Origin of the sequence: Brachybacterium tyrofermentans (assembly GCF_039526165.1) — a bacterium.
Classification (GTDB): Bacteria; Actinomycetota; Actinomycetes; order Actinomycetales; family Dermabacteraceae; genus Brachybacterium; species Brachybacterium tyrofermentans.
This window is the reverse complement of sequence record NZ_BAAAIR010000037.1, coordinates 43,935-69,505: the sequence shown is the minus strand read 5'-3', so window position 1 is coordinate 69,505 and position 25,571 is coordinate 43,935. Positions and strand designations below refer to the sequence as shown.

The 25,571-nt window shown below is 70.9% G+C and carries 18 protein-coding genes; 9 read left to right on the top strand and 9 right to left on the bottom strand.

Annotated elements, in window-relative coordinates:
• The first annotated feature begins 65 nt into the window (after positions 1 to 65).
• Positions 66 to 674, top strand: a complete 609-nt coding sequence (locus tag ABD093_RS09460) for a thymidine kinase (protein ID WP_343924011.1) — start codon at positions 66 to 68, stop codon at positions 672 to 674.
• 112 nt (positions 675 to 786) lie between these two features.
• Here ABD093_RS09460 and ABD093_RS09455 read toward each other — a convergent pair whose 3' ends face one another.
• A complete protein-coding gene (locus ABD093_RS09455; protein ID WP_343924009.1) occupies positions 787 to 1,164 on the bottom strand; it encodes a hypothetical protein in 378 nt (125 codons plus the stop codon).
• Between the two features lie 298 nt (positions 1,165 to 1,462).
• On the opposite strand from ABD093_RS09455, the gene ABD093_RS09450 reads away from it, so the two are divergent.
• From ABD093_RS09450 to ABD093_RS09440, 3 genes are all read left to right on the top strand, one after another.
• Positions 1,463 to 4,918: a bifunctional proline dehydrogenase/L-glutamate gamma-semialdehyde dehydrogenase gene (locus ABD093_RS09450; RefSeq protein ID WP_343924007.1), complete on the top strand. Its 3,456-nt coding sequence runs from the start codon at positions 1,463 to 1,465 to the stop codon at positions 4,916 to 4,918.
• A 98-nt stretch (positions 4,919 to 5,016) separates the two neighbouring features.
• Positions 5,017 to 6,162 carry an acyltransferase family protein gene (locus ABD093_RS09445; protein WP_193117548.1) on the top strand — a complete coding sequence of 382 codons (1,146 nt, stop codon included), beginning with the start codon at positions 5,017 to 5,019 and terminating at the stop codon, positions 6,160 to 6,162.
• A 122-nt stretch (positions 6,163 to 6,284) separates the two neighbouring features.
• Positions 6,285 to 7,598, top strand: coding sequence for a glycoside hydrolase family 76 protein (locus tag ABD093_RS09440; protein WP_193117547.1), 1,314 nt, complete (start codon positions 6,285 to 6,287; stop codon positions 7,596 to 7,598).
• A gap of 543 nt (positions 7,599 to 8,141) precedes the next feature.
• Here ABD093_RS09440 and ABD093_RS09435 read toward each other — a convergent pair.
• Positions 8,142 to 9,164 (bottom strand): hypothetical protein, encoded by a 1,023-nt coding sequence (locus ABD093_RS09435; protein ID WP_343924004.1) that lies wholly within the window; start codon positions 9,162 to 9,164, stop codon positions 8,142 to 8,144.
• 493 nt (positions 9,165 to 9,657) lie between these two features.
• Positions 9,658 to 11,046, bottom strand: coding sequence for a UTP--glucose-1-phosphate uridylyltransferase (locus ABD093_RS09430; protein ID WP_193117545.1), 1,389 nt, complete (start codon positions 11,044 to 11,046; stop codon positions 9,658 to 9,660).
• Between the two features lie 82 nt (positions 11,047 to 11,128).
• Here ABD093_RS09430 and ABD093_RS09425 point away from each other — a divergent pair, with 82 nt between their 5' ends.
• The 4 genes from ABD093_RS09425 to ABD093_RS09410 all read left to right on the top strand — a co-directional run bounded on the left by ABD093_RS09425 (position 11,129) and on the right by ABD093_RS09410 (position 16,619).
• Positions 11,129 to 11,788 (top strand): HAD family hydrolase, encoded by a 660-nt coding sequence (locus ABD093_RS09425; RefSeq protein ID WP_343924002.1) that lies wholly within the window; start codon positions 11,129 to 11,131, stop codon positions 11,786 to 11,788.
• A 71-nt stretch (positions 11,789 to 11,859) separates the two neighbouring features.
• Positions 11,860 to 13,671 (top strand): methionine--tRNA ligase, encoded by a 1,812-nt coding sequence (metG, locus tag ABD093_RS09420; protein ID WP_193117543.1) that lies wholly within the window; start codon positions 11,860 to 11,862, stop codon positions 13,669 to 13,671.
• Between the two features lie 125 nt (positions 13,672 to 13,796).
• The gene (locus ABD093_RS09415; protein ID WP_343923999.1) at positions 13,797 to 15,047 is read left to right on the top strand and encodes a Fic family protein; all 1,251 of its coding nucleotides are present in this window, start codon (positions 13,797 to 13,799) and stop codon (positions 15,045 to 15,047) included.
• Positions 15,048 to 15,155: 108 nt separating this feature from the next.
• Positions 15,156 to 16,619, top strand: coding sequence for a sugar porter family MFS transporter (locus tag ABD093_RS09410; RefSeq protein WP_343923997.1), 1,464 nt, complete (start codon positions 15,156 to 15,158; stop codon positions 16,617 to 16,619).
• 200 nt (positions 16,620 to 16,819) lie between these two features.
• Here ABD093_RS09410 and ABD093_RS09405 read toward each other — a convergent pair whose 3' ends face one another.
• The 6 genes from ABD093_RS09405 to ABD093_RS09380 all read right to left on the bottom strand — a co-directional run bounded on the left by ABD093_RS09405 (position 16,820) and on the right by ABD093_RS09380 (position 23,794).
• Positions 16,820 to 18,688, bottom strand: a complete 1,869-nt coding sequence (locus ABD093_RS09405; protein WP_343923995.1) for a transketolase — start codon at positions 18,686 to 18,688, stop codon at positions 16,820 to 16,822.
• Positions 18,689 to 18,832: 144 nt separating this feature from the next.
• Positions 18,833 to 19,594, bottom strand: coding sequence for a PIG-L deacetylase family protein (locus ABD093_RS09400; RefSeq protein ID WP_343923993.1), 762 nt, complete (start codon positions 19,592 to 19,594; stop codon positions 18,833 to 18,835).
• A 38-nt stretch (positions 19,595 to 19,632) separates the two neighbouring features.
• Positions 19,633 to 20,784, bottom strand: coding sequence for an FAD-dependent oxidoreductase (locus ABD093_RS09395; protein ID WP_343924072.1), 1,152 nt, complete (start codon positions 20,782 to 20,784; stop codon positions 19,633 to 19,635).
• 70 nt (positions 20,785 to 20,854) lie between these two features.
• Positions 20,855 to 22,177, bottom strand: coding sequence for an O-acetylhomoserine aminocarboxypropyltransferase/cysteine synthase family protein (locus tag ABD093_RS09390; RefSeq protein WP_193117539.1), 1,323 nt, complete (start codon positions 22,175 to 22,177; stop codon positions 20,855 to 20,857).
• 133 nt (positions 22,178 to 22,310) lie between these two features.
• A complete protein-coding gene (locus ABD093_RS09385) occupies positions 22,311 to 22,958 on the bottom strand; it encodes a DNA-3-methyladenine glycosylase I (protein ID WP_193117538.1) in 648 nt (215 codons plus the stop codon).
• On the bottom strand, positions 22,958 to 23,794 hold the full coding sequence (locus ABD093_RS09380; protein ID WP_193117537.1) for a siderophore-interacting protein: 837 nt from the start codon (positions 23,792 to 23,794) through the stop codon (positions 22,958 to 22,960). Before ABD093_RS09380 ends, ABD093_RS09385 begins: the two co-directional genes overlap by 1 nt.
• A 123-nt stretch (positions 23,795 to 23,917) precedes the next feature.
• Here ABD093_RS09380 and ABD093_RS09375 point away from each other — a divergent pair, with 123 nt between their 5' ends.
• Positions 23,918 to 25,456 (top strand): phytoene desaturase family protein, encoded by a 1,539-nt coding sequence (locus ABD093_RS09375; RefSeq protein ID WP_193117536.1) that lies wholly within the window; start codon positions 23,918 to 23,920, stop codon positions 25,454 to 25,456.
• Positions 25,457 to 25,571: the final 115 nt, after the last annotated feature.

The following is a 25,571-nucleotide window of genomic DNA, read 5'->3' as shown; positions in this document are numbered from 1 at the left end:
CGCATCCGTCGGCCCGTACGCTGGGCACCCTGCCCCACCCCCTCACCACCCCGGAGCACTCACGCATGGCCAAGCTGCATTTCAAGTACGGAGCGATGAACTCCGGGAAGTCCGACACCCTCATCAAGACGGCGTACAACTACGACGAGCGGGGCCTGGCCACCCTCACGGTGAAGCCGGCGCTGGACACCAAGGGCGAGAACTGGATCGTCGCCCGGGGCGGCGCCAGACGGCAGGTGGACGTGCTCGCCCATCCCGGTGAGGATCTGCGTGAGCGGGTGGCGGCCATGGCCGACGAGCGGGGGCTGCGGCCGTTGCACTGCGTACTGGTGGACGAGGCGCAGTTCCTCGAGCCCGTCCATATCGACCATCTCTTCCGCATCGCCAAGCTCGATGGCATCTCCGTGATCTGCTACGGGCTGCGCACCGACTTCCGCACGGCCATGTTCCCCGGCGCGACGCGCCTGTTCGAGCTCGCCGACAACGTCGAGAAGCTGCCGACGATGTGCCGCTGCGGATCCCAGGCGGAGTTCAACTGCCGCAGCATCGAGGGACGCTTCGTCTTCGAGGGTGAGCAGGTCGCGATCGACGGAACCGACGTCACCTACGTCTCCCTGTGCGGGCCCTGCTTCCTCCAGGAGCAGGACGCCGCGGGAGTCGCCGTGCTCGGCTGAGATCCCTCCGCTCCGGCGGCAGCACGACGACGCGCGCCGCGGCTCCCGGATCGGGAACCGCGGCGCGTCTCGTCGTCAGCGTCCCAGGACGCTCGACGTCATGAACTGAGCGTCAGGAGCTGAGCGGACGGTCGTCGCCGACCTCGGCGTCGCCGCCACCGCTGGTGGACTCCGCGTCCAGGTCGTCCTGATGCCCACCGCCGAGGCGATCCTTAGCGGATGCCGCCGCGCCCGAGGCCGACGCGGCAGCGCCCGAGGCAGCATCCTTCGCCGCCGAGGCGACCTCCGGAGCCTTGTCCTTCACGGTGGTCGCGGTGTCCTGCGCGACACGGCCCGCGGTCTCCTTGGCCTGCGTGGCGCGGCGCTGGACCTCCGGGTCGTCAGCCACCTGCCGCGCAGTGCGCTCGAGGGACTCGTACGGTCCGCGGCCCGCCCGGGAGCCGACCACGAATCCGACCGCGAGACCGGCCAGGAAAATGAACTTCTTCATCACTGCCTCCTACAGAACGTCGGTGTCGTGCCCGCATCGTGTCACAGCCCGATCACGGGCGTCCTGCGGATCCTACCGACCGGTTCAGCGCGGGCCGCCCGGTCGGGGTCGCCGGCCGGGTGCCCGGGGCTGATCCCGCGTCGTCCCGGAATGGTCCCATCCCGGTCACACAACCTCCACGAATCCGGGCACCGGAGTGCCTCCACGGCGGTGCCGAGGACCTACCATCACAGGAGGGCGATGAAGCCCTGCGCCGACTGTTTCCGCCGTCCTGCACGGCGACCGAGGAGAAGACACGTTGTCCACGTCGCAGTTCCCGCTCGATGAGCGCATGACCACCACGTTGACCATCGAGGACGTCGCCACACAGGTGCACGCCTGGGTCGACGCCGCTGCCACCCGCACCGTGCCGGGCCCGGCGAAGATGCTCTCGGATCTCCTGCGCGATCCGCAGGGTCTGAACTTCACCCTCGCCTTCGTGGACCGCGTGATCCGTCCCGAGGACCCGAAGGCCGCGGCCGTCGAGCTGCGTCGTCTCGCGCAGGATCCGCCGGCATTCCTCCCGCCCGCGCTGCGCCGGGTGGTCTCCCTGGGCGGCGTCGGCTCGCGCATCGCGCCGTCCCTCGTGGTGCCCACCGCCCAGGCGGCGATGCGCCGGATGGTCTCCCACCTCATCCTCGACGCCCGCAGCGGCCCGCTCTCCACAGCCATCACCCGGCTCACCGCCGATGGCACCGCGCTCAACATCAACCTGCTCGGCGAGGCGGTCCTCGGCGCTCAGGAGGCGACCCGTCGGCTGCAGGGCGTGCGCGAGCTCGTCGCCCGGCACGACGTCGACTACGCCTCGATCAAGGTCTCCTCGATCGTGGATCACCTGCCGCTGTGGGCGGCCGCGCAGACCGTCGACCACATCGTCGAGACGCTGCTCCCGCTGTACCTCGAGGCGGCTCACGGGGACCATCCCACGTTCCTGAACATGGACATGGAGGAGTTCCGCGACCTCGAGCTGACCCTGCAGGTCTTCGAGAAGCTCCTGGACCGTCCCGAGCTCTCCCGGATGCCTGCCGGCATCGTGCTCCAGGCCTACCTCCCCGACGCCCCGTCGGCGATGGCTCGGCTGCGACGCTTCGCCGAGCGCCGGGTGGCCGACGGCGGCGCTCCGATCAAGGTGCGCCTGGTCAAGGGCGCGAACCTCGCGATGGAGAAGGTCGACGCCTCCGTGCACGGCTGGATGCAGGCGCCGCTGCTCAGCAAGGAGGAGACCGACGCCCAGTACAAGCGGGTGCTCCTGGACGCCCTCCATCCCGAGCAGCTCGCCGCCGTGCATCTCGGGGTGGCCGGCCACAACCTGTTCGACGTCGCCTTCGCGCATCTGCTCATGGGAGAGCGCGGGATCCCTGCGGGGGCCGGCAGCGGCGTCGAGTTCGAGATGCTCGCCGGGATGGCTCCCGGTCAGCAGGCCGTGGTCCGGGAGGCGACCGGCACCATGCGCCTGTACGTGCCCGTCGTCCACCCGCAGCACTTCGACGTCGCCGTGTCCTACCTCGTGCGTCGCCTCGAGGAGAACGCCTCCTCGGAGAACTTCCTCTCGGCGGCCTTCGAGCTCGACACCCAGGCGGACCTGTTCGAGCGGGAGCAGCAGCGGTTCGCCAGGGCGCTGGACCGCGCCCTCCGGGAATCCTCGCTGCCCACCCATCGCGATCAGGACCGCTCCACCGAGACGCAGGGCGCCCTCGCCCAGCTGGGGAGCTCAGCCCTGCCCTCCGTTCCCGGCGCCTTCCGCAACACCCCGGACACCGACCTCTCGACTCCCGCGAACCAGGAATGGGCCGAGCAGATCACGCATCGCATCCGCAGCTCCTCGCTCGGGGAGGACGAGGCGCGTGCGGCGCGGATCGAGACGGTGGAGGGGGTCCGCAGCACGATCACGCGGGCGCTCGCCGCGGGGCAGGGGTGGGCCGCCCTCGACGTGGAGAAGCGCGCCCTGATCCTGCGCCGCGTCGCCGGCACGCTCTCCGCGTATCGCGGCGACCTGCTCGAAGTGATGGCCTCGGAGACCGGCAAGACCCTCGAGCAGGGAGACCCCGAGGTCAGCGAGGCGATCGACTTCGCCCTCTACTACGCGGAGCAGGCGGAGCGGCTCGCCGCCCTGAAGGACGTCACCTTCTCCCCGCGACCGCTCACGCTGGTCACCCCGCCGTGGAACTTCCCGGTCGCGATCCCCACCGGAGGCGCCCTCGCCGCCCTCGTCACCGGAAGCGCCGTGATCATGAAGCCGGCGCCCCAGGCCCGCCGCTGCGGAGCCCTCCTGGGCCGTCTCTTCCACGAGGCCGGAGTGCCGCAGGACGTCTTCACGCTCGTCGATGTCCCCGAGGACGAGGTGGGGCGGGCGCTGATCTCCGACCCCCGCATCGACCAGCTCGTCCTCACCGGAGCATCGGACACGGCCGCGCTGTTCGCCTCCTGGCGGCCCGAGCTGCGGATCCTGGCCGAGACCAGCGGCAAGAACTCCATCATCGTCACTCCGCACGCCGATCTCGACCTGGCCGCCCACGATGTCGCCGCGAGCGCCTTCGGCCATGCCGGCCAGAAGTGCTCGGCGGCGTCGTTGGTCATCGCCGTCGGCTCCGTGTCCCAGTCCCGCCGCTTCTCCGCCCAGCTCGCCGACGCCGTGCTCAGCCTGCACGTGGGCGAGCCGACGGATGCGACCGTGCAGATGGGACCGGTCATCGAGCAGCCCGGCGAGAAGCTCGCCTCGGGTCTCACGGAGCTCGGCGACGGCGAATCCTGGCTCGCCCGCCCCCGGCAGCTGGACGACAGCGGCCGCCTCTTCACCCCCGGTGTGCGCACCGGTGTCGAGGAGGGTTCCGCCTTCCACCGCACCGAGTACTTCGGTCCGGTGCTGGGCATCATGCACGCCGGCTCCCTCGAGGAGGCGATGCGCATCCAGAACGGCACCGATTTCGGGCTGACCGCCGGCCTGCACTCCCTGGAGCCTGCCGAGGTCGCCTGGTGGACGGAGCACGTGGAGGCCGGGAACCTGTACGTCAATCGCGGGATCACCGGAGCGATCGTGCAGCGCCAGCCCTTCGGCGGCTGGAAGCGCTCCGCGATCGGTCAGACGGCGAAGGCCGGCGGCCCCAACTACCTGGTGCACCTGATGGACGCCGCCGATGCCGCGCCGCGCGTTCCGGGCCAGGACGAGGCGTGGCTCGAGCGCGCCCGCCACTCGGACCGGGAGCACTGGTCCTCCGCGTTCGCACCGCGCGATCTGCAGCAGCTGCACGGGGAGATCAACGTGCTGCGGTACCTGCCCCTGCCGGTCCTGGTGCGCGCCGCTCCCGGGACCGCGCCGGCGGAGCTGACCCGCGTACTGCACGCCGCGGCGACCGTGGGTGCCGACGTGGAGGTCTCGGTCGCCGATGCCGAGCTGGCGGCGGTCGCCACCGCTTCGGGCCTCGAATCCACCCAGGTCCTCGTCGAGGGCGCCGCGGATTTCGCGCTGCGCATCCCGGATCTGGAGCAGGCCCGCGTGCGGCTGATCGGGGAGGCGGACCCTGCCCTGCGGTCCGCCATCGCGGAGCACATCACGGTCGCCCTGTTCACCGGTGCCGTCGTGGTCTCCGCACGGGTCGAAATGCTGACCTTCCTGCACGAGCAGGCGATCAGCGCGACGAACCACCGCTACGGCAACCCGCTGCCCGAACCCTTGGACCTCACCGGCGGCCGAGGGTGGTTGCGCGGCGACGCCTGAGACACGTCCGGAGCCTGCCGGGCGCACCTGGGGGACGACAGCAGCACGAGGTCGTACTCTGCTCCCGTCATTCTTGAGTACCAGCTCGAAGGAGCTCCATGCCCGACGGCGACCCGGCATCCCCGCACCCCGAGACCCCGGGCGATGCCTCGACCTCGGGGGCCCGCACGACGACGTCCCGTACGACGGCGGCCCGTCCGCCCCGGGACCCGTTCCTCGACAATGCGCGCGGCATCCTGATCACCCTGGTGGTCGTCGGGCATACGATCGAGAGCTTCTTCCAGTCCTCCGAGATGCTCCCGGACACCATCTACACCTGGATCTATTCGTTCCACATGGCGGGCTTCGTCATGATCTCGGGGTTCCTCTCCCGCTCGTACCGCAATGAGCCCCGACAGGTGCGCCGTCTGCTCACCTCGATGGTCGTGCCGTATGTGATCTTCCAGCTGATCCACGAGTTCGCCAAGATGGTCCTGCTCGGCGACCAGTACCACCTCCAGCTCTTCCTGCCGGCCTGGACGCTGTGGTTCCTGCTGGCACTGATGCTGTGGCGTCTGGCGACCCCTGTGCTGCGCCAGCTGCGCCACCCGTTGGTGTTCGCCGTCGCGATCGCCGTGATCTCCCCGCTCGATCCGGGACTCGACTCGACCCTCACCGTGGGCCGGCTGGTGAGCATGCTGCCGTTCTTCGTGGTCGGCCTCGTGTGCACGCCGCAGATGCTCGAGCGGCTCAAGGCCTTCCGCCACCGCTGGCTGGGAGCGCTCGTGCTGCTGGGGGCCCTCGTCTGCACCGTTCTGATGCGGGAGGACTTCAGCACGTCGATCTTCTTCCTCCGCGAGGCGTACGACGAGGACAACGGGCTGCTCATCGGCATGGTCCTGCGCCTCGCCGTCCTCGCAGTCGGGGTGATCGGCGCCCTCGCCCTGCTGATCGTGACGCCGCGGGGCCGCTCACCGCTGACGACGCTGGGTGAACGCTCGCTGACCGTGTATCTGCTGCATCCTCTCGTCCTGGTCTCGTTCCGGTACGCCGACGAGGTGCCGGACATCACCTCGACCTGGTGGGGAACCCTCGGCCTGGTCGTCGCAGCGCTGCTCCTCACGGCGATCCTGGGCTCGGGGATCGTGGGCCGGCTGACGCGCTGGGTGACGGATCCACCCATCGGGCACCTGCTGGTGAAGCCCGAGGAGAAGCCGGAGGAGAAGCCGGACGCCTCGTCGCGCCCGACGACTGCCAGGTCCTGACCCGAGGGGCGCTCTGCCGTGGCCCGTTCCAGACTCTCGACCAAACGCTGTGCGACAGGTCACGCCCGCGGCTAGCGTAGGGCGGGACCGATCCCGCTCCGACCGCACAGAGGTGCCTCGTCATGCCCATCCCGTCCGCGCCGTCACGGCGCACCGTCCTCGCTGCCACCGCGCTCGGAGGCGGGGCGCTGAGCGCTGCGCCTGCTCTGGCCGCACCTGCCCTGGCCGCGCCCGCCCTCCCCGCACCGACCGAGAGGACCGATCCTGCCGTGACCGAGATGGACCCCGAGGGCGGCAAGGCCCCGTCGCCGCGCGAGACCTCCCAGCGCGCGGTCGACGCGACCCGCGCCCTGCTCACGAACTTCCCGGCCGAGACCGATCCGGACATGCTCATCGAACGCTTCCCCCGCCAGGCGGACGACCCGGAGTTCACCTACGTCTGGCCGCTCTCCCAGGCCCGCGCCGCCGTCACCGAGCTGATCACCGCACTGGACGCGGGCGGCCCGTCGGCCGATCTCGGCGATCTCGATCTCGACGCCGCCGACGCGGCGCTGATCCGCGCCCAGGAGCACTACTGGTACCCGCAGGGCGGGACGACCGGTGTGCCGGGATACACCGCCGCCACGGACTCGCAGCAGGGCGCCAACGGCGACTTCTTCTACGACGACAACGACTGGATCGCCCTGCTCGAGATCGAGCAGCACCTGGTCAGCGGCGGCGCCGCCGGGGACCTGGATCGGGCGGTCGAACTCCTGGAGCTGTTCCGCTCCGGGGAGTCGACCGATCCCTCGCTGCCCTCCCCCGGCGGGATCTTCTGGACCCAGGGGGACTGGAACCACTCCCGCAACACGGTCTCGACCTTCCCCTCGGCGAAGGTGGCGCTGCGCATCCATCAGCTCACCGGCGACGAGAGCGCGCTCGAGGACGCCCTGCGCTGGATGGCCTGGGGCCGGGACACCCTGCTCGATCCCGACGTCGGGCTGTTCTGGGACAACATCGATCTCGAGGGGAAGATCGACAGGACCTTCTGGACCTACAACCAGGGGGTCCCGCTGGGCTGCGAGGCTCTCGCTTACGAGCTCACCGGCGATGCGACGCACCGGGACAACGCGCTGGCGCTGGCCCGATCGATCGTCGCCTACTACGACCCCTACACCACGGGGGCGGGATTCGACGAGCAGCCGATCCAGTTCAACGCCATCCTGCTGTCGAACCTCCTGATGGCCGAGTCGATCCTGGGCGCTCGGGTCCAGGGTCGGAAGATCACGCAGGCCTACGCTCAGCGGCTGTGGGAGGACCGGCGCGATCCGGAGACGGACCTGGTCATCGGCTCCCGCGAGACCGACGTCGGCACCCACCTGCTCGACCAGGCCGGCTTCGCCCGCACCCTCGCCCTCGCCGCCACCCCGCGGCGGCAGTGGACGCACCTGAGCTGAGCCAGGGCCGGCCCAGCGGCCCAGCGGCCCAGCAGCCCCAGCGGCCCAGCGGCCCAGCGGCCCAGCGGCCCCAGCGGCTCTAGCAACTCAGCGGCTCCAGCGGCCCAGCAGCCCCAGCGGCCCCAGCAGCCCAGCGGACCAGCGGACCAGCGGACCAGCGGACCAGCGGACCAGCGGACCAGCGGACCAGCGGTCCAGCGGTCCAGCGGTCCAGCGGTCCCAGCGGTCCCAGTGCGACCTTGGCGCTGTCCTCGACCAGCGGAGGGCGCGCCAAGGACGCACTGGAAGAGCGATATCTGACATCCGCCCGAGGTGCGCGGCTGGGTCCTGCCCGGATCCCGCTCAAGCCCGCCCGGTGCCCATCGATCTTCTCCACGAGCCGCGTCCCTGTCTGGTCACGTGTACCGCACTCCACGGTCCGCGTCCCCTGCTTGGTCTCGCGTACCGCTCTTCACGGGCCACCGGCCACGGGCCACTCCTCACGGGCTCACGGGCTCACGGGCTCACGGGCTCACGGGCTCACGGGCTCACGGGCTCACGGGCTCACGACGGTCTCCACCCTCCTGCGACGAGGGCGGCGCGAACGCGCGCCACCGCCTTTCGGCAGCCGAAGGACAGATCGTCCGCTGTGGTCCGCACCTCCTGCCATCCTGCCGCTCGACGGCGATCTCCCCGTGAGATGTCTTTGGCCAGCTGCTCGGCCCGGAGATGGTGCGGGCCCTCATGCTCGACGACAACCTTCCACTGCGGCCAGTGCAGGTCGGGCTCGCCCAGATCGCATGGCCCCTCGTCCGCCTCCACCGGCCCCGAGATGCGCACGTTGGCCAGCGGCTCCGGCAGGCCGGCAGCGACGAAGGCGAGGCGGAGCCTGGTCTCCGCGGGAGAATCACTGCTGGTTCGGACCTGATCCACCGCCCGACGCAGCTTCCGGGCACCACGGCCCGAGAACCGCTGCGTTGCGTCCGCGAGATCGACGCACGTGGTGTAGGGCTCGGCGCGACCCTCGAACTTCGAGCGCGGCCTCCGCACCAGATGATCGCCGATGGCCACGAGCGCGTCCTGACGCAGTGTGCCGCCCAGATCGAGGTATGTCCGGATCCTCGAGGTGATCCGTACTCCGGAGTCGCTGCCGAGCAGGGTCGGCTCCATCGGGAGGAAGCTCCACCTCAGGAGTGCCGTCTCCCGACGCCGTACGCCGGCAGTCGCCAGATGGATACGGGTGTCCACCCAGTTCCCGCGCGGTCTGAACACGGATCGACCCGACCTCTGCCCGGTCGGCCTGACGGGCTCGACGACGCCCTCGGACAGGGTGCCGGGCAGCGGGAACTTCCAGAGTCGAGCAGCCGTGAGCCCGGCGGCGAAGACCGCGGGGTCCTGGCGGCAGTACGCGGCGACGATATCCAGCTCGGTGAGCGGGAGGTCGCGACGAGCCCACAGCCCACGGGCCACGGAGCGCAGATCTGACGCCCTCAGCCGAGCGCTGGAGACATCGAGCCCCGTCGCCTCCTCCGTCGTGAAGGCGGCGAAGGGCAGATCTGGAGGAAGGGGACGCGGTCGGCTCGGCATACCGACAGCATCGAACACCTGAACGCGGCTCGTCGGGTTGTGCACACATCGCAGGTCAGCTGGGGACGAACCCTTCCTCCCCAGCTGACGACGCGGGTCCGCGGCGCACAGAGAAACACAGAGGAACACCGAGGAACACAGAGGAACACAGATACCGTCAGCGCCAACTGTCGACGTGCCTCGGCTGTCGATCGCGAGACGCTGAAGCGCGCCGCCCTCAGTGGAAGCGCGCCGCTCTCAGCAGAGGCGCCAGACCCCGGTGCCCTCGTCGAGTGCGTCCTTGGAGCTGGATAAGCAGTCCTAGGGCAACGCCAAGGACGCACTCGATAGGCATCGCACCAGGCAGCCCTGCGGGGAAGCCGTCCCGACGACCGAACGATCGCACGGACACGGATGCGGGTAACTGCGGTCAGGCGGTGCTGGAGGGCAGGCGGTGCCGGAGGGCAGGCGGGCCGGAGGGCAGGCGGTGCTGGAGGGCGGGCGGTGCGGGAAGTCAGGAGGTGCTGGCCGTGCCCACCCGGGCGCCCTCGGGGACTTCGCCGCCCTCGTCGCCGAGCACGGCGTCGCCGAACACGGAGACGTCCGCACCGAAGGTCCAGCGGCCCTGCACGTCGAGGCTGGTGGCCTCCTTGAGGGACGGCACACCCTGCGGGAAGCGCGGTTCGAAGTCCTGGATCAGCTTGTAGCAGTCAGGGGCGAGCGACACCGTCGGCACCGACTCGACCTGCTGGACCAGTGCCGCGCGCTCATCGAGCGCATAGACGTCCGACCGCATGAGGAGCAGGTCGCTGGTGGCCTTCACCGGCAGGAAGCGGTCGCGCCCCACCACGATGGCGGTCGCCCCGTCGAACACCTCGATCGCCGCGCCCATGGCGGACTCGATCTGGTAGACGGGCGTGCTGGTCTTGTCGGCGGGGTCCACAGTCTTCTCGTTGCGGATGAGCGGAAGGCCCATGATGCCGCCCTGCTTCTCGAGCACGGCCGCCATCTGCTCAAGGTCGAACCACAGGTTGTTGGTGTGGAAGAACGGATGGCGGTGCTCGTCGGTGAAGTAGTCCATCTCCTCCGCCGGGGTCTGGGCCGTGTCCCGCAGGATGAGGCGGCCGTCGGACCTGCGCACGGCGAGGTGGCCGCCCTTGCGGTCCGCGGGGGTGCGACGGCACAGCTCTGCCGCGTACGGCGCGCCGGTGGCGGCGAACCAGGAGGCGATCACCGGATTGGGCACGGTGCCGAGGTTGTCCGAGTTGGAGACCGAGGCGTACTTGAAACCGGCGTCCAGCAGCTGCTGGAGCAGGCCGGAGGTCTGCAGAGCGGTGTAGATGTCGCCGTGTCCGGGCGGGCACCACTCGAGCGTCGGGTCCGCCTCCCAGTCCACCGGGGTGAGGTCGTCGACCCGGAGCTTGGGCTCTTTGTTCTGCAGGAAGTCCAGGGGCAGGTCGCCCACGGGCAGGTCCTCGTACTTCGCGAGCACCTCGAGGGTGTCCTCACGGGTGCGGAAGGAGTTCATGAAGATCAGCGGCAGGCGCGAGCCCGTGCCGCGGCGGGCGGCGAGGACCTGCTCGACGATGAGGTCCAGGAAGGTCTTCCCCTCGCGCACCGGCAGCAGCGACTTGGCGCGGTCCAGGCCCATCGAGGTGCCCAGGCCGCCGTTGAGGTTGATGATCGCGAGCTGGTCGAAGACCTGCTTGGCGTGCGCGGGATCGATCGAGACGTCCTCGAGCAGCGGCGGGTCGAGGTAGGGCTCGATGGTGTCCTCGGGGATGGAGCCGGTGACCCCGTCCTCGAGCTGCCCGTAGTAATGGGAGAAGACGTCGATCGCGGTCTGTGCGACCCCCTCGTCGGCCATCTTCTTCTGCGCTGCGGAAAGTCCTTCGGTGCTCATGGGTCCAGGGTATCGGGGCGGGCGGGTGCTCCGCTCCGTTCTCCTCCAGGAGCCTCTCGCCCCGCCTTCGTACGATGGCGCGATGAGCACCTCCCTGCAGCAGCTGCGCGAGCTGGTCCGCGACCACGACATCCGGGCGGTGGTGTCGGATCTCGACGGCGTGCTGCGAATCTTCGACGGGTCGCTGTGGAGCGAGCTCGACGGGATCACCGGGACTCCCGCCGGCACGGCGTATCAGGCGGTGCTCGGTCATCCGTTCCTGGACGAGGTGGTGCGCGGGCGCGGCACCCATCGCCGATGGCGCGAGCACGCCGCCTCCGCACTGGTCGCGGCAGGCAGCAGCCCGCAGGCGGCCGACGCCGCGATCGCCGCCTGGCTCGCCTCCCCCGCCCGCATCGACCAGGGGGTCCTGACGCAGCTCGAATCACTGCGCGCCGCGGGACTCGGGGTGTTCGTGCTGACCAACGGCACGGACCGGGTGCCCGAGGAGCTCGAGGAGCTGGGGATGACGCCCTTCCTCGGTCCGGGCCGACGCTTCCTGCTGAACACCGCAGATCTCGGCGCGGCCAAGCCCGACCAGGAGGCCTACGCCCGCGCCCATGCCCGGATCGAGCAGGAGCTCGGAACGTCGCTGCGCCCCGACCAGGTCGCCTTCCTCGACGACTCCTCCCGGCATGTGGGCGGGGCTGTCCGCTTCGGATGGCGGGCCGTGCTCCACCACGCCCCGTCCGCCCCTGCCTGAGCGGGCACCGCGGGCCCGATATCGGAGGACCCGTCGGAGAACCCACCCGCACTCCCCTAGAATCGACTGCTATGAGCACAGTCCTGTCCGCGGTCGCCTGGCCGTACGCCAACGGTCCCCGCCACATCGGCCATGTCGCCGGTTTCGGCGTCCCCTCCGACGTCTTCTCCCGCTACATGCGCATGGCCGGGAACGACGTGCTCATGGTCTCCGGCACCGACGAGCACGGCACCCCGATCCTCGTGGAGGCTGACTCCGAGGGCATCACCGCGCGCGAGCTCGCCGACCGCAACAACCGCCTCATCGTCGAGGACCTCGTCGCGCTCGGGCTGTCCTACGATCTGTTCACCCGCACCACGACGCGCAACCACTACCAGGTGGTGCAGGACATGTTCGTGACCGTGCGCGACAACGGCTACATGGTCGAGAAGCTGACCTCCGGCGCGATCTCCCCGTCGACCGGCCGCACCCTGCCCGATCGCTACATCGAGGGCACCTGTCCGATCTGCGGCGCCGGCGGCGCCCGCGGCGACCAGTGCGACAACTGCGGCAACCAGCTCGACCCCACGGACCTCATCGACCCGATCTCCCGCATCAACGGGGAGACCCCGGAGTTCATCGAGACCTCCCACTGGTTCCTCGACCTCCCGGCCCTGGCCGGCGAGCTGGGCCGCTGGCTCGACGACCGCGAGGCCACGGGCCTGTGGCGCCCGAACGTGATCCGCTTCAGCCAGAACATCCTCGACGACATCAAGCCGCGCGCGATGACCCGAGACATCGACTGGGGCATCCCGGTGCCGGGCTGGGAGGACCAGCCGAACAAGCGCCTGTACGTGTGGTTCGACGCCGTGATCGGCTACCTCTCCGCCTCGATCGAGTGGGCGCGCCGCAGCGGCGACCCCGAAGCGTGGCGCGCCTGGTGGAACGACCCCGAGACGCTCGCCTATTACTTCATGGGCAAGGACAACATCGTCTTCCACTCGCAGATCTGGCCGGCGGAGATGATCGCCCAGAACGGGAAGGGCGACAAGGGCGGCGAGCCCGGGAGGTTCGGCGAGCTGAAGCTCCCCACCGAGGTCGTCTCGAGCGAGTTCCTCACGATGGAGGGCAAGAAGTTCTCCTCGTCGAAGAAGATCGTGATCTACGTGCGCGACATGCTCGAGCGATACCAGCCCGATGCGCTGCGCTACTACATCTCGGCCGCGGGTCCGGAGAACCAGGATGCCGACTTCACCTGGGTCGACTTCGTCTCGCGCACCAACAACGAGTTGGTCGCCGGCTGGGGCAACCTGGTCAACCGCACCGCGGCGATGATCGCCAAGAACGTCGGGGAGATCCCTGCTGCCGGGGAGCTCGAGGAGGTCGACGAGAAGCTCCTGGGCGCGATCCGGCAGGGCTTCGACACCGTCGGCGGTCTCATCGAGGCGCACCGGCAGCGCGCCGCGATCGCCGAGGTCATGCGTCTCGTCGGCGAGGCGAACCGCTACGTCTCCGAGACCGAGCCCTTCAAGATGAAGGCCGACGAGCAGCGGCCCCGCCTGCTCACCGTGCTGCACGTCCTCGCGCAGGCCGTCACCGACCTCAACACGATGATGGCTCCCTTCCTGCCGCACTCGGCCAACGAGGTCGAGAAGGCGCTGGGCGGGGAACGGCTGATCGCCCCGATGCCCTCGATCGTGGAGGTCGACGACCTCGACGGCGGGCCCGGATACCCGATCATCACCGGCGACTACACGGGCGTCCCGGCCTGGGAGCACCACCCGGTGGGCGTCGGCCAGAAGGTCGTGAAGCCCACCGGCATCTTCGTGAAGCTCGATCCGGTCATCGCGGAGCAGGAGCTCGAGCGGCTCGAGGCCACGACCGCGGCCGAACCGCAGGGCTGATCCAGAGGGCTGATCCAGAGGGCTGGCTCGGAGGGCTGATCCCGACGGCTGTCCTTCCCGACGGATGTGCACGGCCCTCGCCGCCAGATAACACTTCCTTCCCGAAGTGTTACTACACTGGCGGCATGCCCACACATCCGGCGCCGTTGCCCGTTCCCGCCACCACCCGGCGTGCGGGGACCTGGGTCGTGCCCGATGACGGCCTGGTCTCGCGGTCAGCCCGGTCCCGGGGCACCGGACCCTATGAGTCCACGGTGCCCGCGGTGCTGTCCCGTCCCGCCGGGGCGGCCGACCACGACCTCGACCACCTCCTCGATCTCGCCCTGCCCGGGGATCTCGCCGCCGATGTCGCCGACGGGGAGCGTGCCCTGACCACCTTCGGGCTCCACGCCGCTGCCCGACTCGGTGCGGACAACCCCGCCCTCGGCCCGATGAGCAGCATCCTGCTGCGCACGGAGTCGGCCTCCTCCTCGCAGATCGAGGACCTCACGGTCGGGGCGCGGCAGCTCGCCCTCGCGGAGCTCGAGCAATCCCGCAGCGCGAACGCCCGCGCCGTGGTCGCGAACGTGCGCACGATGGAGGCGGCTCTGCGACTCGCCTCGGACCTCGATCTCCAGGCCGTCCTGAGCGTGCAGGCAGAGCTGCTCGCCCCGGACCCGACAGCGGGCCGTCTGCGCGAGCGGCTGGTCTGGGTGGGACGCAGCGGGCACAGCCCGCTCGGCGCTGTGCAGATCGCCCCGGAGGCGGAGCTGGTGCCTGCCGCGATGGCGGATCTGCTCACCTTCATCGCCCGGGACGACCTCCCGGTGCTGCTCCACGCGGCGATCGCGCACGCCCAGTTCGAGACGATCCATCCCTTCACCGACGGCAACGGCCGTACCGGACGTGCCCTCGTGCACGCGATGCTCACCGGAAAGGGTCTGCTGACGGGCACCACGGCCCCGGTCTCGGCCGGTCTGCTCACGGACCTGCTCGGCTACACCGAAGCCCTCACCGCCTACCGGGAGGGGAACGCCCGACCCGTCGTCGAGCAGTTCGCGCAGGCCGCCCGCTACGCCGCCGTCACCGGGACGCAGCTGGTCGACGATCTCGCCGCGCAGCTGGAGCGGGATCGGGAGCGTCTGGCCGGCGTGCGCCGCCATGCGCTCGCATGGAGGGTGCTGCCCCTGCTGGTGGGACAGCCGATCGTCAATGCGGCGCATCTCCAGCGGAACCTGGGGGTGACCGCGATGACCGCGCAGCGCGCCCTCGCCCAGCTCACGGAGACCGGCGTGCTCACCGAGGCGACCGGGCGCTCACGCAACCGGGTGTGGCAGCACACCGAGATCCTCGGGGTGCTGGACGAGTACGCCGCCCAGGTGCGCCGGCAGGGCTGACCGCCGGACCCGGGAGCGACCGCCCGGTCCGACGCGCTGGTCACGCCGGGTATAGCGTGTCAGCATCCGCGACCGCGACACCGATACCGAACGGGAGGCGTCCTTCCCATGTCCACATCCGAGCAGTCCGCCGGCTCCACGGCGCAGCACGCCCAGCATCTGAACCCCAAGGTCGTCGTCATCAGCGTGGCCGCCGCGATCGGCGGCTTCCTGTTCGGCTTCGACACCTCCGTCATCAACGGTGCCGTCAATGCGCTGTCCGACGAGTTCGCCCTCGGCGCCGGGCTCACCGGCTTCGCGGTCTCCTCGGCGCTGATCGGCTGCGCCGTCGGCGCCTGGTTCGCCGGCAGCCTGTCCAACCGCTTCGGACGCATCCCTGTCATGGTGATCGCCGCGATCCTCTTCTTCATCTCCGCGATCGGCTCCGGTCTCGCCTTCGGGGTGTGGGACCTCATCGTGTGGCGCGTGGTCGGCGGTCTCGGCGTGGGCGCCGCGAGCGTCATCGCTCCGGCCTACATCGCGGAGGTCGCCCCGGCCAGGTACCGCGGCCGCCTGGGCTCCCTCCAGCAGCTCGCGATCGTGCTGGGCATCTTCACCGCGCTGCTCTCCAACGCCCTGCTGGCGAACACCGCCGGGGGTGCGGCCGAGTCCTTCTGGTTCGGGGTCGACGCCTGGCGCTGGATGTTCATGATCGAGGCCATCCCCGCCGCGGTCTACGGGGTCATGGCGCTGTTCCTGCCGGAGTCCCCGCGCTACCTGATCGCGAAGAACGAGCTCGACAAGGCCTCGCGGGTGCTCTACGACTTCACCGGTGAGCTCGACGTCAACCTGAAGATCGAGCAGATCCGTCGCACCCTCGAGCGGGAGGAGAAGGCGAGCCTGCGCGATCTCGTCGGCGGACGCTTCGGGCTGAAGCCCATCGTCTGGATCGGCATCCTGCTCTCGCTGTTCCAGCAGCTCGTGGGCATCAACGTGATCTTCTACTACTCGACGACGCTGTGGCAGTCCGTCGGCTTCGACGAAAACCAGGACCTGCTCACCAGCACGTTCACCTCGGTGATGAACATCGTCGCCACGATCATCGCGATCCTCCTGGTCGACAGGGTGGGACGCCGCCTCATGCTCCTGGTCGGCTCGGCCGGCATGACCGTCTCCCTCGGACTCATGGCGCTCGCGTTCTCCTTCGGGGAGATCGCCCCGGGGACCGATGCCATCACCCTCCCGGATCCCTGGTCCACGGTCGCGCTGATCAGCGCCAACGCCTTCGTGATGTTCTTCGGGACCACCTGGGGCCCGCTGGTGTGGGTGCTCCTGGGCGAGATGTTCCCCAACCGCATCCGGGCCTCGGCCCTCGCCGTCGCCGCTGCTGCGCAGTGGGCCGCGAACTGGGCGGTCTCCGCCACGTTCCCGTCCCTGTCGACCGTCGGCCTGAGCTTCGCGTACGGCCTGTATGCCCTGTTCGCCCTGCTCAGCCTGCTGTTCGTGTTCCTGTGGGTCCCGGAGACCAAGGACCGCGAACTCGAGGACATGGAGGACCTGCAGCTGGGACGGACGAAGAAGACGACGACGTAGACGCCAAACACGACGACAAAGACGACGACGTAGACGACCCCGACGCGAGCCGGCTCCGCCGACCGGCCTCCTGGCGCCTGCACCGACAGTCGCTCCGCACGGACGACGGCCGCCCCTGATCCGAGATCAGGGGCGGCCGTCGCTGTCGGACAGGGCCGTTCGGGCAGGGCCGTTCGGACAGGGCCGTCCGGACGGGGCGGTCAGGCCTCGAGCAGGCTGCGGGCCGCTTCGGCGATGTGGGCCGCATCGATCCCGGCCCAGTCGAGAAGCTCGGCGGGGGTGCCGGATCCCGGGACGCCGTCCACCGCGAGGTGGCTGAAGCGCAGGTCCGTGATCGGCTCCGCGGCCAGCGCGGCGAGCACCGCGGCTCCGAGTCCGCCCTCGGCGTGGTGGTCCTCGACGACGACGACCCGTCCGCCGGTCGCCTCGACCGCGGCACGGATGCCCTCGGCATCGATCGGCTTGACCGAGTAGGCGTCCACGACCCGCGCCCGGGTGCCCTGCTCCGCGAGAGCGGCGGCCGCCGAGAGCGCCTCGTGGAGGGTGACGCCCGCGCCGATCAGCGTGACGTCGTCATCCGCGGACTCCACCAGCGTCTTGGATCCGCCGACGGGGAATTCCTCCCCTGCCTCGTACAGCCCCGGGTACTCGCCCCGTGTGGTGCGCAGGTAGCTCACCCCGGAGGTCTCCGCCATCTGCTGCACGAGAGCCGCGGTGGAGGTGCCGTCGGAGGGGTAGAGCACCGTGGAGCCCTGGAGGGCGGCGAACATCGCCAGATCCTCCAGGCCCATCTGGGAGGGTCCGTCGGCCCCGATCTCGACGCCCGCATGGGAGCCGACCATCCGCAGGTCGACACGGGAGACGGGGGCCATCCGCAGGAAGTCCGCCGCACGGGTGAGGAACGCGGCGAAGGAGGAGGCGAAGGCGATGTGGCCGCGGGTGGCGAGCCCGGTGGCGGCGGCCACCATCTGCTGCTCCGCGATGAACATCTCGAAGAAGCGATCCGGATGCTTCTCGACGAAGGTGCCCGTCCCCGTGGAGTTGGAGACCTCGCCGTCCAGGGCGACGATGCGGGGATCAGCATCACCGAGTGCGGCGAGTGCGGCGCCGTAGGCCTTCCGCGTCGCGACCTCCTCGCCCTTCTCGAAGGTCGGCATGCTCGCGGTGCCCACCTCGGGCGCCGCACGCTCCACCTCCGGAGGCTTCGGCCCGCGCACGAGCAGGTGGCGCTCGCCGCCGAGGCCGTCGATGGCCTCGGCGGCCTTGTCCTCGGGCAGCGGCTTGCCGTGCCAGCCCTCGGCGTCCTCGACCTCGGGGTATCCCTTGCCCTTGATGGTCTTCGCGAGGATGACCAGGGGCTTGTCGAGGTCGCCGTCCGTCTCGGCCAGGGCGGCGTCGATCGCGTCGAGGTCGTGCCCGTCGAGCACGATCGCCCGGGCGCCGAACGCCTCGACGCGGCGCTGGTAGGCCTCGAGGTCCCAGCCGAGATCGGTGGGGCCGCGCTGTCCGAGCCGATTGACGTCGACGATCGTGATCAGGTTGGTCAGGCCGTAGAGGGACGCCTTGTCGAGGGCCTCCCACATGGAGCCCTCGGCCATCTCGCTGTCACCGCACAGCACCCACACGCGATACGGGGCCTTCTCGAGATCCTTCGCGGACAGGGCGATGCCGACCGCGTCGGGGAGACCCTGGCCGAGCGAGCCGGTGGCGACGTCCACCCAGGGCAGCACCGGGGTGGGATGGCCCTCGAGCCGCTCGTCGAAGCGGCGGTAGCCGGTCATGAGCTCCTCGTCGGAGACGACGCCGGCGGCCTTGTACACGGCGTACAGGAGCGGGGAGGCGTGTCCCTTGGAGAAGACGAGATGGTCGTTGCCGGGGGCGTCGGCGTCATCCCAGTCGTACCGCAGGTGGCGGCTCATCAGCGTGGCGAGCAGGTCCGCGGCGGACATGCTCGAGGTGGGGTGTCCCGAACCGGCGCTCGTGGAGGCGCGGATCGAGTCGACGCGCAGCTGGGCGGCGAGCTCGGGGACCTGCGAGAGATCGAGTCCCTCGTGCTGGGTGTTGGTCATGGACTGCTCCTTCCCGGAGCCCGGGTGCGGAGACGTGACCGCGCGGGGGCGCCGATGTTCATCGTCCTGTGTGGTCATCACCTTAGGAGCGTGCCCGGAGGACGACAAGGGTGCTGACGACCGCTCGGTCCAGAAGTGCGGTGATCAGTCGCTCTCGGCGCTCCGGAGCCCACCGAGGTCGTGGACCCGCATCGTCACGGCGTGCTCGGTCCCGGCGGCCCCGCCGCCGTCGCGGAGGATCTGGGGGATGAACTCCTCGGGCACCGGGTGCCCGGTCACGTGCGCGAGATACGCGGCATGGGCGCGCAGCGAGTCCACCGACGCCTGCACCTGCTCGGGTCCGACCGCCTTGGCGTGGGTCGGGGCGGGATGGCCGACGACGAGCAGGGCGCGGGCGCTCCATGGCTCCAGTCCCTCCTGCTCACGCAGCTCACGGAACACCCAGGGATTGGCGGCGTCGCGGGCGCCGTCGGCGGCGCTGAGGCCGGCGGCGCGATGATCGGCCTGGTTCAGCGATCCGTAGGCCTCGAGGTCGAAGTTCGTGGTGAGCACGAGATCCGGGCGCACCTGGCGGATCACGCGGGCGATGTCGCGGCGCAGGCCGAGGGTCGCCTCGAGCATGCCGTCGGGATGCTCGAGGATCCGCAGATCCTCCACGCCGACCACGTCGCAGGCGCCGCGCTGCTCCGTCGCGCGCAGCTGGGCGACGAGCTCGGGGTCCTCGGCCATCCCCGCTTCGCCGCGGGAGAGCAGCAGGTAGGTCACGGAGATGCCGGCCGCGGTCCAGGCGGCGACGGCGGCGGAGGCGCCGTACTCCATGTCGTCGGGGTGGGCGACCACGCACAGCACCCGACGGATCCCGTGCTCCGGCAGGGGCGGCAGCGGCTGGGCGTCGGTGTCGGTCATCGGGATCCTCCTGGGCTGGTGGCGGGTCCCTGCCCACTCTAGGCAGAGACCGCCGGTTCGCGCTCGAGCGCGGCGAGCAGCGCGGTGACCGCGGCGCGACCGGCACGATTGGCGCCGATCGTCGAGGCGCTGGGGCCGTAGCCCAGCAGGTGGATGCGCGGGTCCGAGACCACGGCGGTGCCGTCCAGGGCGATGCCGCCGGCGGCGTTGTGCAGGCCCAGCGGCCGCAGATGGCGCACCTCGTGGCGGAACCCGGTGGCCCACAGGATCGTGTCGAGCCCGGTCTCCGTCCCGTCGGCCTCGCGCACCCCGTCGGGGGTGGTCCGCACGAACATCGGGCGGCGCTCGAGCAGCCCGCGACGCTGCGCGTCCCGCAGCGCGGGGGTCCAGCGCAGGCCGGTGTTCGAGACGACGGAGCCCACCGGAAGCCCCTGCCGCACCCGCTCGATGACCCCGGCGACCGCCTCGCGCCCGTCCTCCTGGGTGAACGGGCCGTCCTCGAGCACGGGCTCACTCCGCGTGTACCAGAACGTCTCGGCCACGTCGGCGATCTCTTGGAGGAAGCCGAGCGCGCTGATCCCTCCCCCGACGATGCCCACGCGCTGACCGGCGAAGTCCGCGGCCCGCACATAGTCCACGGTGTGCAGCTGCCGGCCGCGGAAGTCGGCAGCACCCGGAGTGGCGGGGAGGAAGGGTCTCGTCCAGGTCCCGGTGGCGTTGAGGATCGCGCGGGTGCGCAGCGGCGGCAGCGGGACGGCATCGGGCCCGAGGGCGTGCACCCGGAGCAGTGCTGTTCCTCCCTGGGCGGCGGTCTCCTGGTCGTCCTCGACCCGGACCACACGCACCGGCCGCTGGACCGGGACCTCGAACCGTCGCTCGAAGTCGGCGAAGTACTCGGGCACCGCACGGTTCGCGGGGTCGGCGGGATCGGCCTCGACCACCGGCATCCCGGGCAGCTCCCGGATCCCGTTGACGGTGGCCATGGTCAGGCTGTCCCAGCGATGCCTCCACGCCCCGCCCGGGCCGCTCCCGGCGTCGAGGATCACGACGCTGCGCTCTCCCGGTGCCGCCAGCGCCGCCGGTCGCACGCCCCGGCGCAGCAGATGATGGGCGGCCGAGAGCCCGGCCTGGCCGGCGCCGATCACCACGACGTCCACCACGCCGTCCACGCTGCCTCCAGGGATCCACATGTCCGGTCGAACTCCGAGCATGCCCGGGGTGTTCCCCGACGCGTCGGACATCACCGCGGCCTGTGCGGCATCAGCTCAGCAGAGCCGGTTCCTGCGCCGCTCGATCGGTCCCGGGTGCGACCGCCTCGACGGCGGCCAGGCCCCGCTCGAGATCGGCGGAGAGGTCCTCGAGGTCCTCGAGGCCGATGCTGAGGCGCACCGTGCCCGGGTGCACCCCGCAGGCCCGACGCTGGGGCTCGGTCAGATGCGAATGCGTCGTGGTCCCGGGGTGGCAGACCAGCGATCGGGCATCGCCGATGTTCACGGCGAGGGTGAACAGCTCCAGGGCGTTGCAGAAGGCGGCGGCCGCCTCCTCTCCCCCGGCGAGGTCCACGGAGAACACGCCGGAGGTGCCGTGGGGGAAGTCGCGACGGACGAGGTGCGCGTCGGGACGGCCCGGGATGCTCGGATGGTTGACCCGGGCGATCCCGGCGCTGCCATGCAGGCGCCCGGCGAGCGTCGCGGCATCGGCGCTGATCTTGCGCATCCGCAGGTCGAGGGTCTCGATGCCCACCAGGATCTGCTGCGCGCTGGTCGCCGGCAGCGTGGTCCCGAAGTCGGTGACGTACTTCGCGCGGGCGTACGACAGCAGCCCCGAGGCGCCGCGCTCGTAGTCGTCGGCGAAGACGACGCCGAAACGCCGGTTGCGGGTGGTCAGCCGCTGCCAGCGCTGCGGACATCGCCGCGGGTCGAAGCGCCCTGTGTCCACGATGATCCCCGCGATCGTGGTGCCGTGGCCGCAGAGGTACTTGGTGGCGGAGTGCACGACGACGTCGGCCCCGTGGTCGCCCGCCCGGTACAGCGCGGGGGTGGACAGCGTCGCGTCCACGACCACCGCCACGTCATGGGCGTGGGCGATCGCGCTGATCGCGTCGAGGTCCACGAGCTGCGCGCCGGGATTCGCGATGGATTCGACGAGCACCACGCGGGTGCTCGGGGTGATCGCGCGCTCCCAGGCATCGAGGTCCCAGGGGTCCACCGTCGTGGTCGTCACGGCGAGGTCGGCCAGGGTGTCGTCGAGGAACTCGGTGGTGCCGCCGTACAGCAGCGCGGAGGCGACGACGTGGCTGCCCGGCTCGAGCAGCGCGCACAGGGCGATCGTGGTGGCGGCCTGGCCGCTGGCCACCGCGATCGCCCCGATCCCACCCTCGAGCGCGGTGAGGCGCTGCTCGAGCACCGCCGTGGTGGGGTTGCCGGAACGGGCATAGGCGAAGCCGCTGCGGCGCCGGGCGAACAGCTCCTTGAGGGAATCGTGGTCCGGGTGCGCATAGGCGCTCGTCGCGTAGATCGGGGGTGTGACGGCGCCGTGCATGTCGCCGCCGCTCCAGCCTGCGTGGATCGCTGACGTGCTCACGTGGCCTCCCCGGGGGTGTCGTCCTGTGCGGAATCCTGCTCAGCTTCGGGGAGACCGCGCAGTGCGCGCGAGGAGTGTGACGGACTGTGGCCGTGCGCGGGCTTCACGTCGCACCGGGTCACGCACCGTCATGTCAGGCGGGAGAGCCGTCCTGCGTCCACACCTGCGAGGATCCGCGGCGGTGCGATCCCAGCAGATGGGTGTCGACCACGCCGAGAGCCTCCATGAGCGCGAACATCGTGGTGGGGCCGACGAAACGGAACCCGTGACGCTTGAGCTCCTTCGCCAGGGCGATCGACTCGGCACTGGTGGTGGGGACGTCCTGCGCGGTCGCGGGCATCGGGGTGCGCTCGGGCCGGTGGGACCAGACCAGATCCGCCAGATCGGCGCCGGGCCCGAGCTCGCCGCGCGGGCCGAGCCCGTCGAGGTCGCGCAGGGCGATCGTGGCCCGCGCGTTGGAGATCGTCGCCTCGATCTTGCCGCGATGGCGGATGATGCCCTCGTCGTGGAGCAGCCGCTCGACGTCCTCGGGACCGAAATCGGCCACGACCTCGATCTCGAATCCGGCGAAGGCCCGCCGGAACCCTTCGCGTCGGCGCAGGATCGTCGCCCAGGACAGCCCGGACTGGAACCCCTCGAGGGCGAGGCGCTCGAAGACTCCGTGCTCGTCACGCACCGGGAGGCCCCACTCGGTGTCGTAGTAGTGGCGGAGGTCCTCGTGCACGGAGGCCCAGGCCGGCCGGTGGAGCCCGTCGGGCCCGAGGACGAGACCGTCGGCCATCAGTCGTCGATCTTCCCGATGATCTCGCGCTTCTCGGCCTGGAACTGGTCCTCGATCCGACCCAGCGCCCAGTACGCGGAGACCGAGATCTGCTCGCGCGGGATCCCGGAGTCCTTCACGAGGAGCCGGCGCAGCTGCTTGGTCAGGCCGCGCTCGGCGTGGCAGAACACCTGCAGGCCCTCGGTGCGGGACAGGTCCAGACCGCGCACGGCCTCGAGCAGCTGCTCGCGCTCACCGACGATCCAGCGCAGCTCGACACCGGCGGGCCGTGGGAGCTCGAGCGCGTCCTCCTCGTGGTCGAGGTGGAGGAGCACGAGACCCTCGGCCTGCTCGTCCATGGCCTCGAGGGACGCGGCGATCGCGGGCAGCGCGGCGTGGTCGCCGATCAGCAGGTGGGTCCTGGTGCCGGGCTGCGGGGTGTAGCCGCCGCCGGCTCCGGAGAGGGCGATCAGGTCGCCGGGCAGGGCCTCGTCCGCCCAGCGGGCGGCGATCCCGCTGTCCTCGCCGTGGCCGTGCAGCACGAAATCCAGGTCGAGGGTGCGGGCCTCGTCGTCCCAATGACGCACGGTGTACGTGCGGCGTGCCGGGAGCAGCTCGGGCTGCTCCTCGCGGAGGGCGTCGAGATCGTACGGCGGGTGCAGGCCGGAGGCGGGATCCGCGATCAGCAGCTTGACGTAGGCGTCGGCGTTCTCGTTGCGGTTCAGGTGGTCGTACTGCTCCCCGCCCAGGGTCACTCGGAGCAGGCGCGGGGAGAGACGGGTCTTGCCCGTCACCTCGAGCACCGCCTGCTTCCGGGGGCGCTTCGCGGGGGCGGACGGGGCAGGCGTGGTCTCCATGTCTCCACATTACGCGACACCTGCGTTTCGTTAATGAACGGCAGCTGGGATCTCATCTGCTGGTCTCTGCTGGTCTCTGCTGGTCTCTGCCGGCTCTCGGATCACGACGTCTAAGCTGGCGACATGAGTGCACAGCGGTTCGCCGAGCTCGATGCCGTCGTCGTCGGCTCGGGGCCCAACGGCCTCGCCGCCGCCGTCACCCTCGCCCGCGCCGGGCTGCGGGTGCAGGTGCTGGAGTCGCAGGACACGATCGGCGGCGGCGCCCGCACCCTGGATCTCGGCCTCGCCCCCGGCATCACCCATGACATCTGCTCGGCCGTGCAGCCGCTCGCCCTGGCGAGCCCGTTCTTCCGTGCCTTCGACGTGAGGGCCCGAGGGGTGGAGCTGCGCACCCCCGAGGCGTCCTACGCCCAGCCCCTGGACGACGAGCCCGCGGCGATCGCCTGGCGGGACGTGGAGCGCACCGCCGCAGGCCTCGGGGCCGACGCCGCCGCCTGGCGCGCCACCCTCGGCACCCTCGCGGCCCACTGGGACCTGGTGGTCGAGCTGTCCCTGGGCGACAAGCGGTCCGTGCCGTCGGCGCTGCTGAGCCCCCGCACCCTCGCCGCGGCGCCGATGTTCGGTGCTCTGCTGGGCCTGCAGGGCACCGCCGCCTGGAACCTGCCCTTCCGCACGGAGCGGGCCCGGGCCCTCCTGACCGGGGTCGCCTCCCACGCGATCGGGGATCTTCCGTCCCTCGCCCTCGGCGCCACCTCCGCACTGCTGGGCACCCTGGCGCACGGCACCGGCTGGCCGATCCCCGTCGGCGGCTCGCAGGCGATCATCGACGCCCTCGTCGCCGACCTGCGCGCCCATGGCGGCGAGATCGTCACCGGTCACCACGTGAGCACCTGGCGCGATGTCCCGTCGGCGCGAGCGGTGCTGCTGGACACGACCGCCGGCGCCGCGGCGGACATCCTCGCGAACCGACTGCCCCGGTCCCTCGAGGACTCGCTGCGGCGCTTCCGGCACGGCAACGCCGCCGCGAAGGTCGACTTCGTGCTGTCCGGCCCGGTGCCGTGGCGCGATGCGGAGGTGGGCCGCGCCGGCACGCAGCACCTGGGCGGGACCCGTGCGCAGATGGCGGCCGCCGAGGCCGAGGTCGCGGCTGGCCGGGTCCCCGAGCATCCGGTGACGCTGGTCAGCGACCCGTCCGTCGGCGACCCCTCCCGCATCCAGGCCGGCCTGCGACCGCTGTGGGCCTACGCCCACGTCCCCACCGGCGACACCACGGACCCCACCGAGCTGGTCACGCGCCAGATCGAGCGCTTCGCGCCGGGATTCCGCGACGTGGTGGTCGCCTCTCGCGGGGTGAGCGCGGCAGACATGCCCCACCACAATCCCGCTCTCGTGGGCGGGGACATCTCGCTGGGGCAGGTCACCATGTGGCGCATGATCGCCCGACCCACCGCCCGTTGGGATCCGTACCGGCTCGCCGACACCGGCTGGTACCTGTGCTCCGCCGCGACGCCGCCCGGCCCGGGCGTGCACGGCATGAACGGCTGGCACGCCGCGCAACGGGTGCTGCGCCACGAGTTCGGGATCCACGAGCTGCCGGACCTGTCCCCGCAGACGGCCGACGTGACAGGCTCCGCGACTGACCCGTCACATCCGCGTTCCTGAACGTGACGGCGGACGTCCTGTGTCGCAGGATGATTGACCGTGAATTCTTCAGACCCCTCCGCTCCGACCCCGTCGGCCCCCGCGGCCGAGAGTCGTGAGGCGGATCTGCACAATC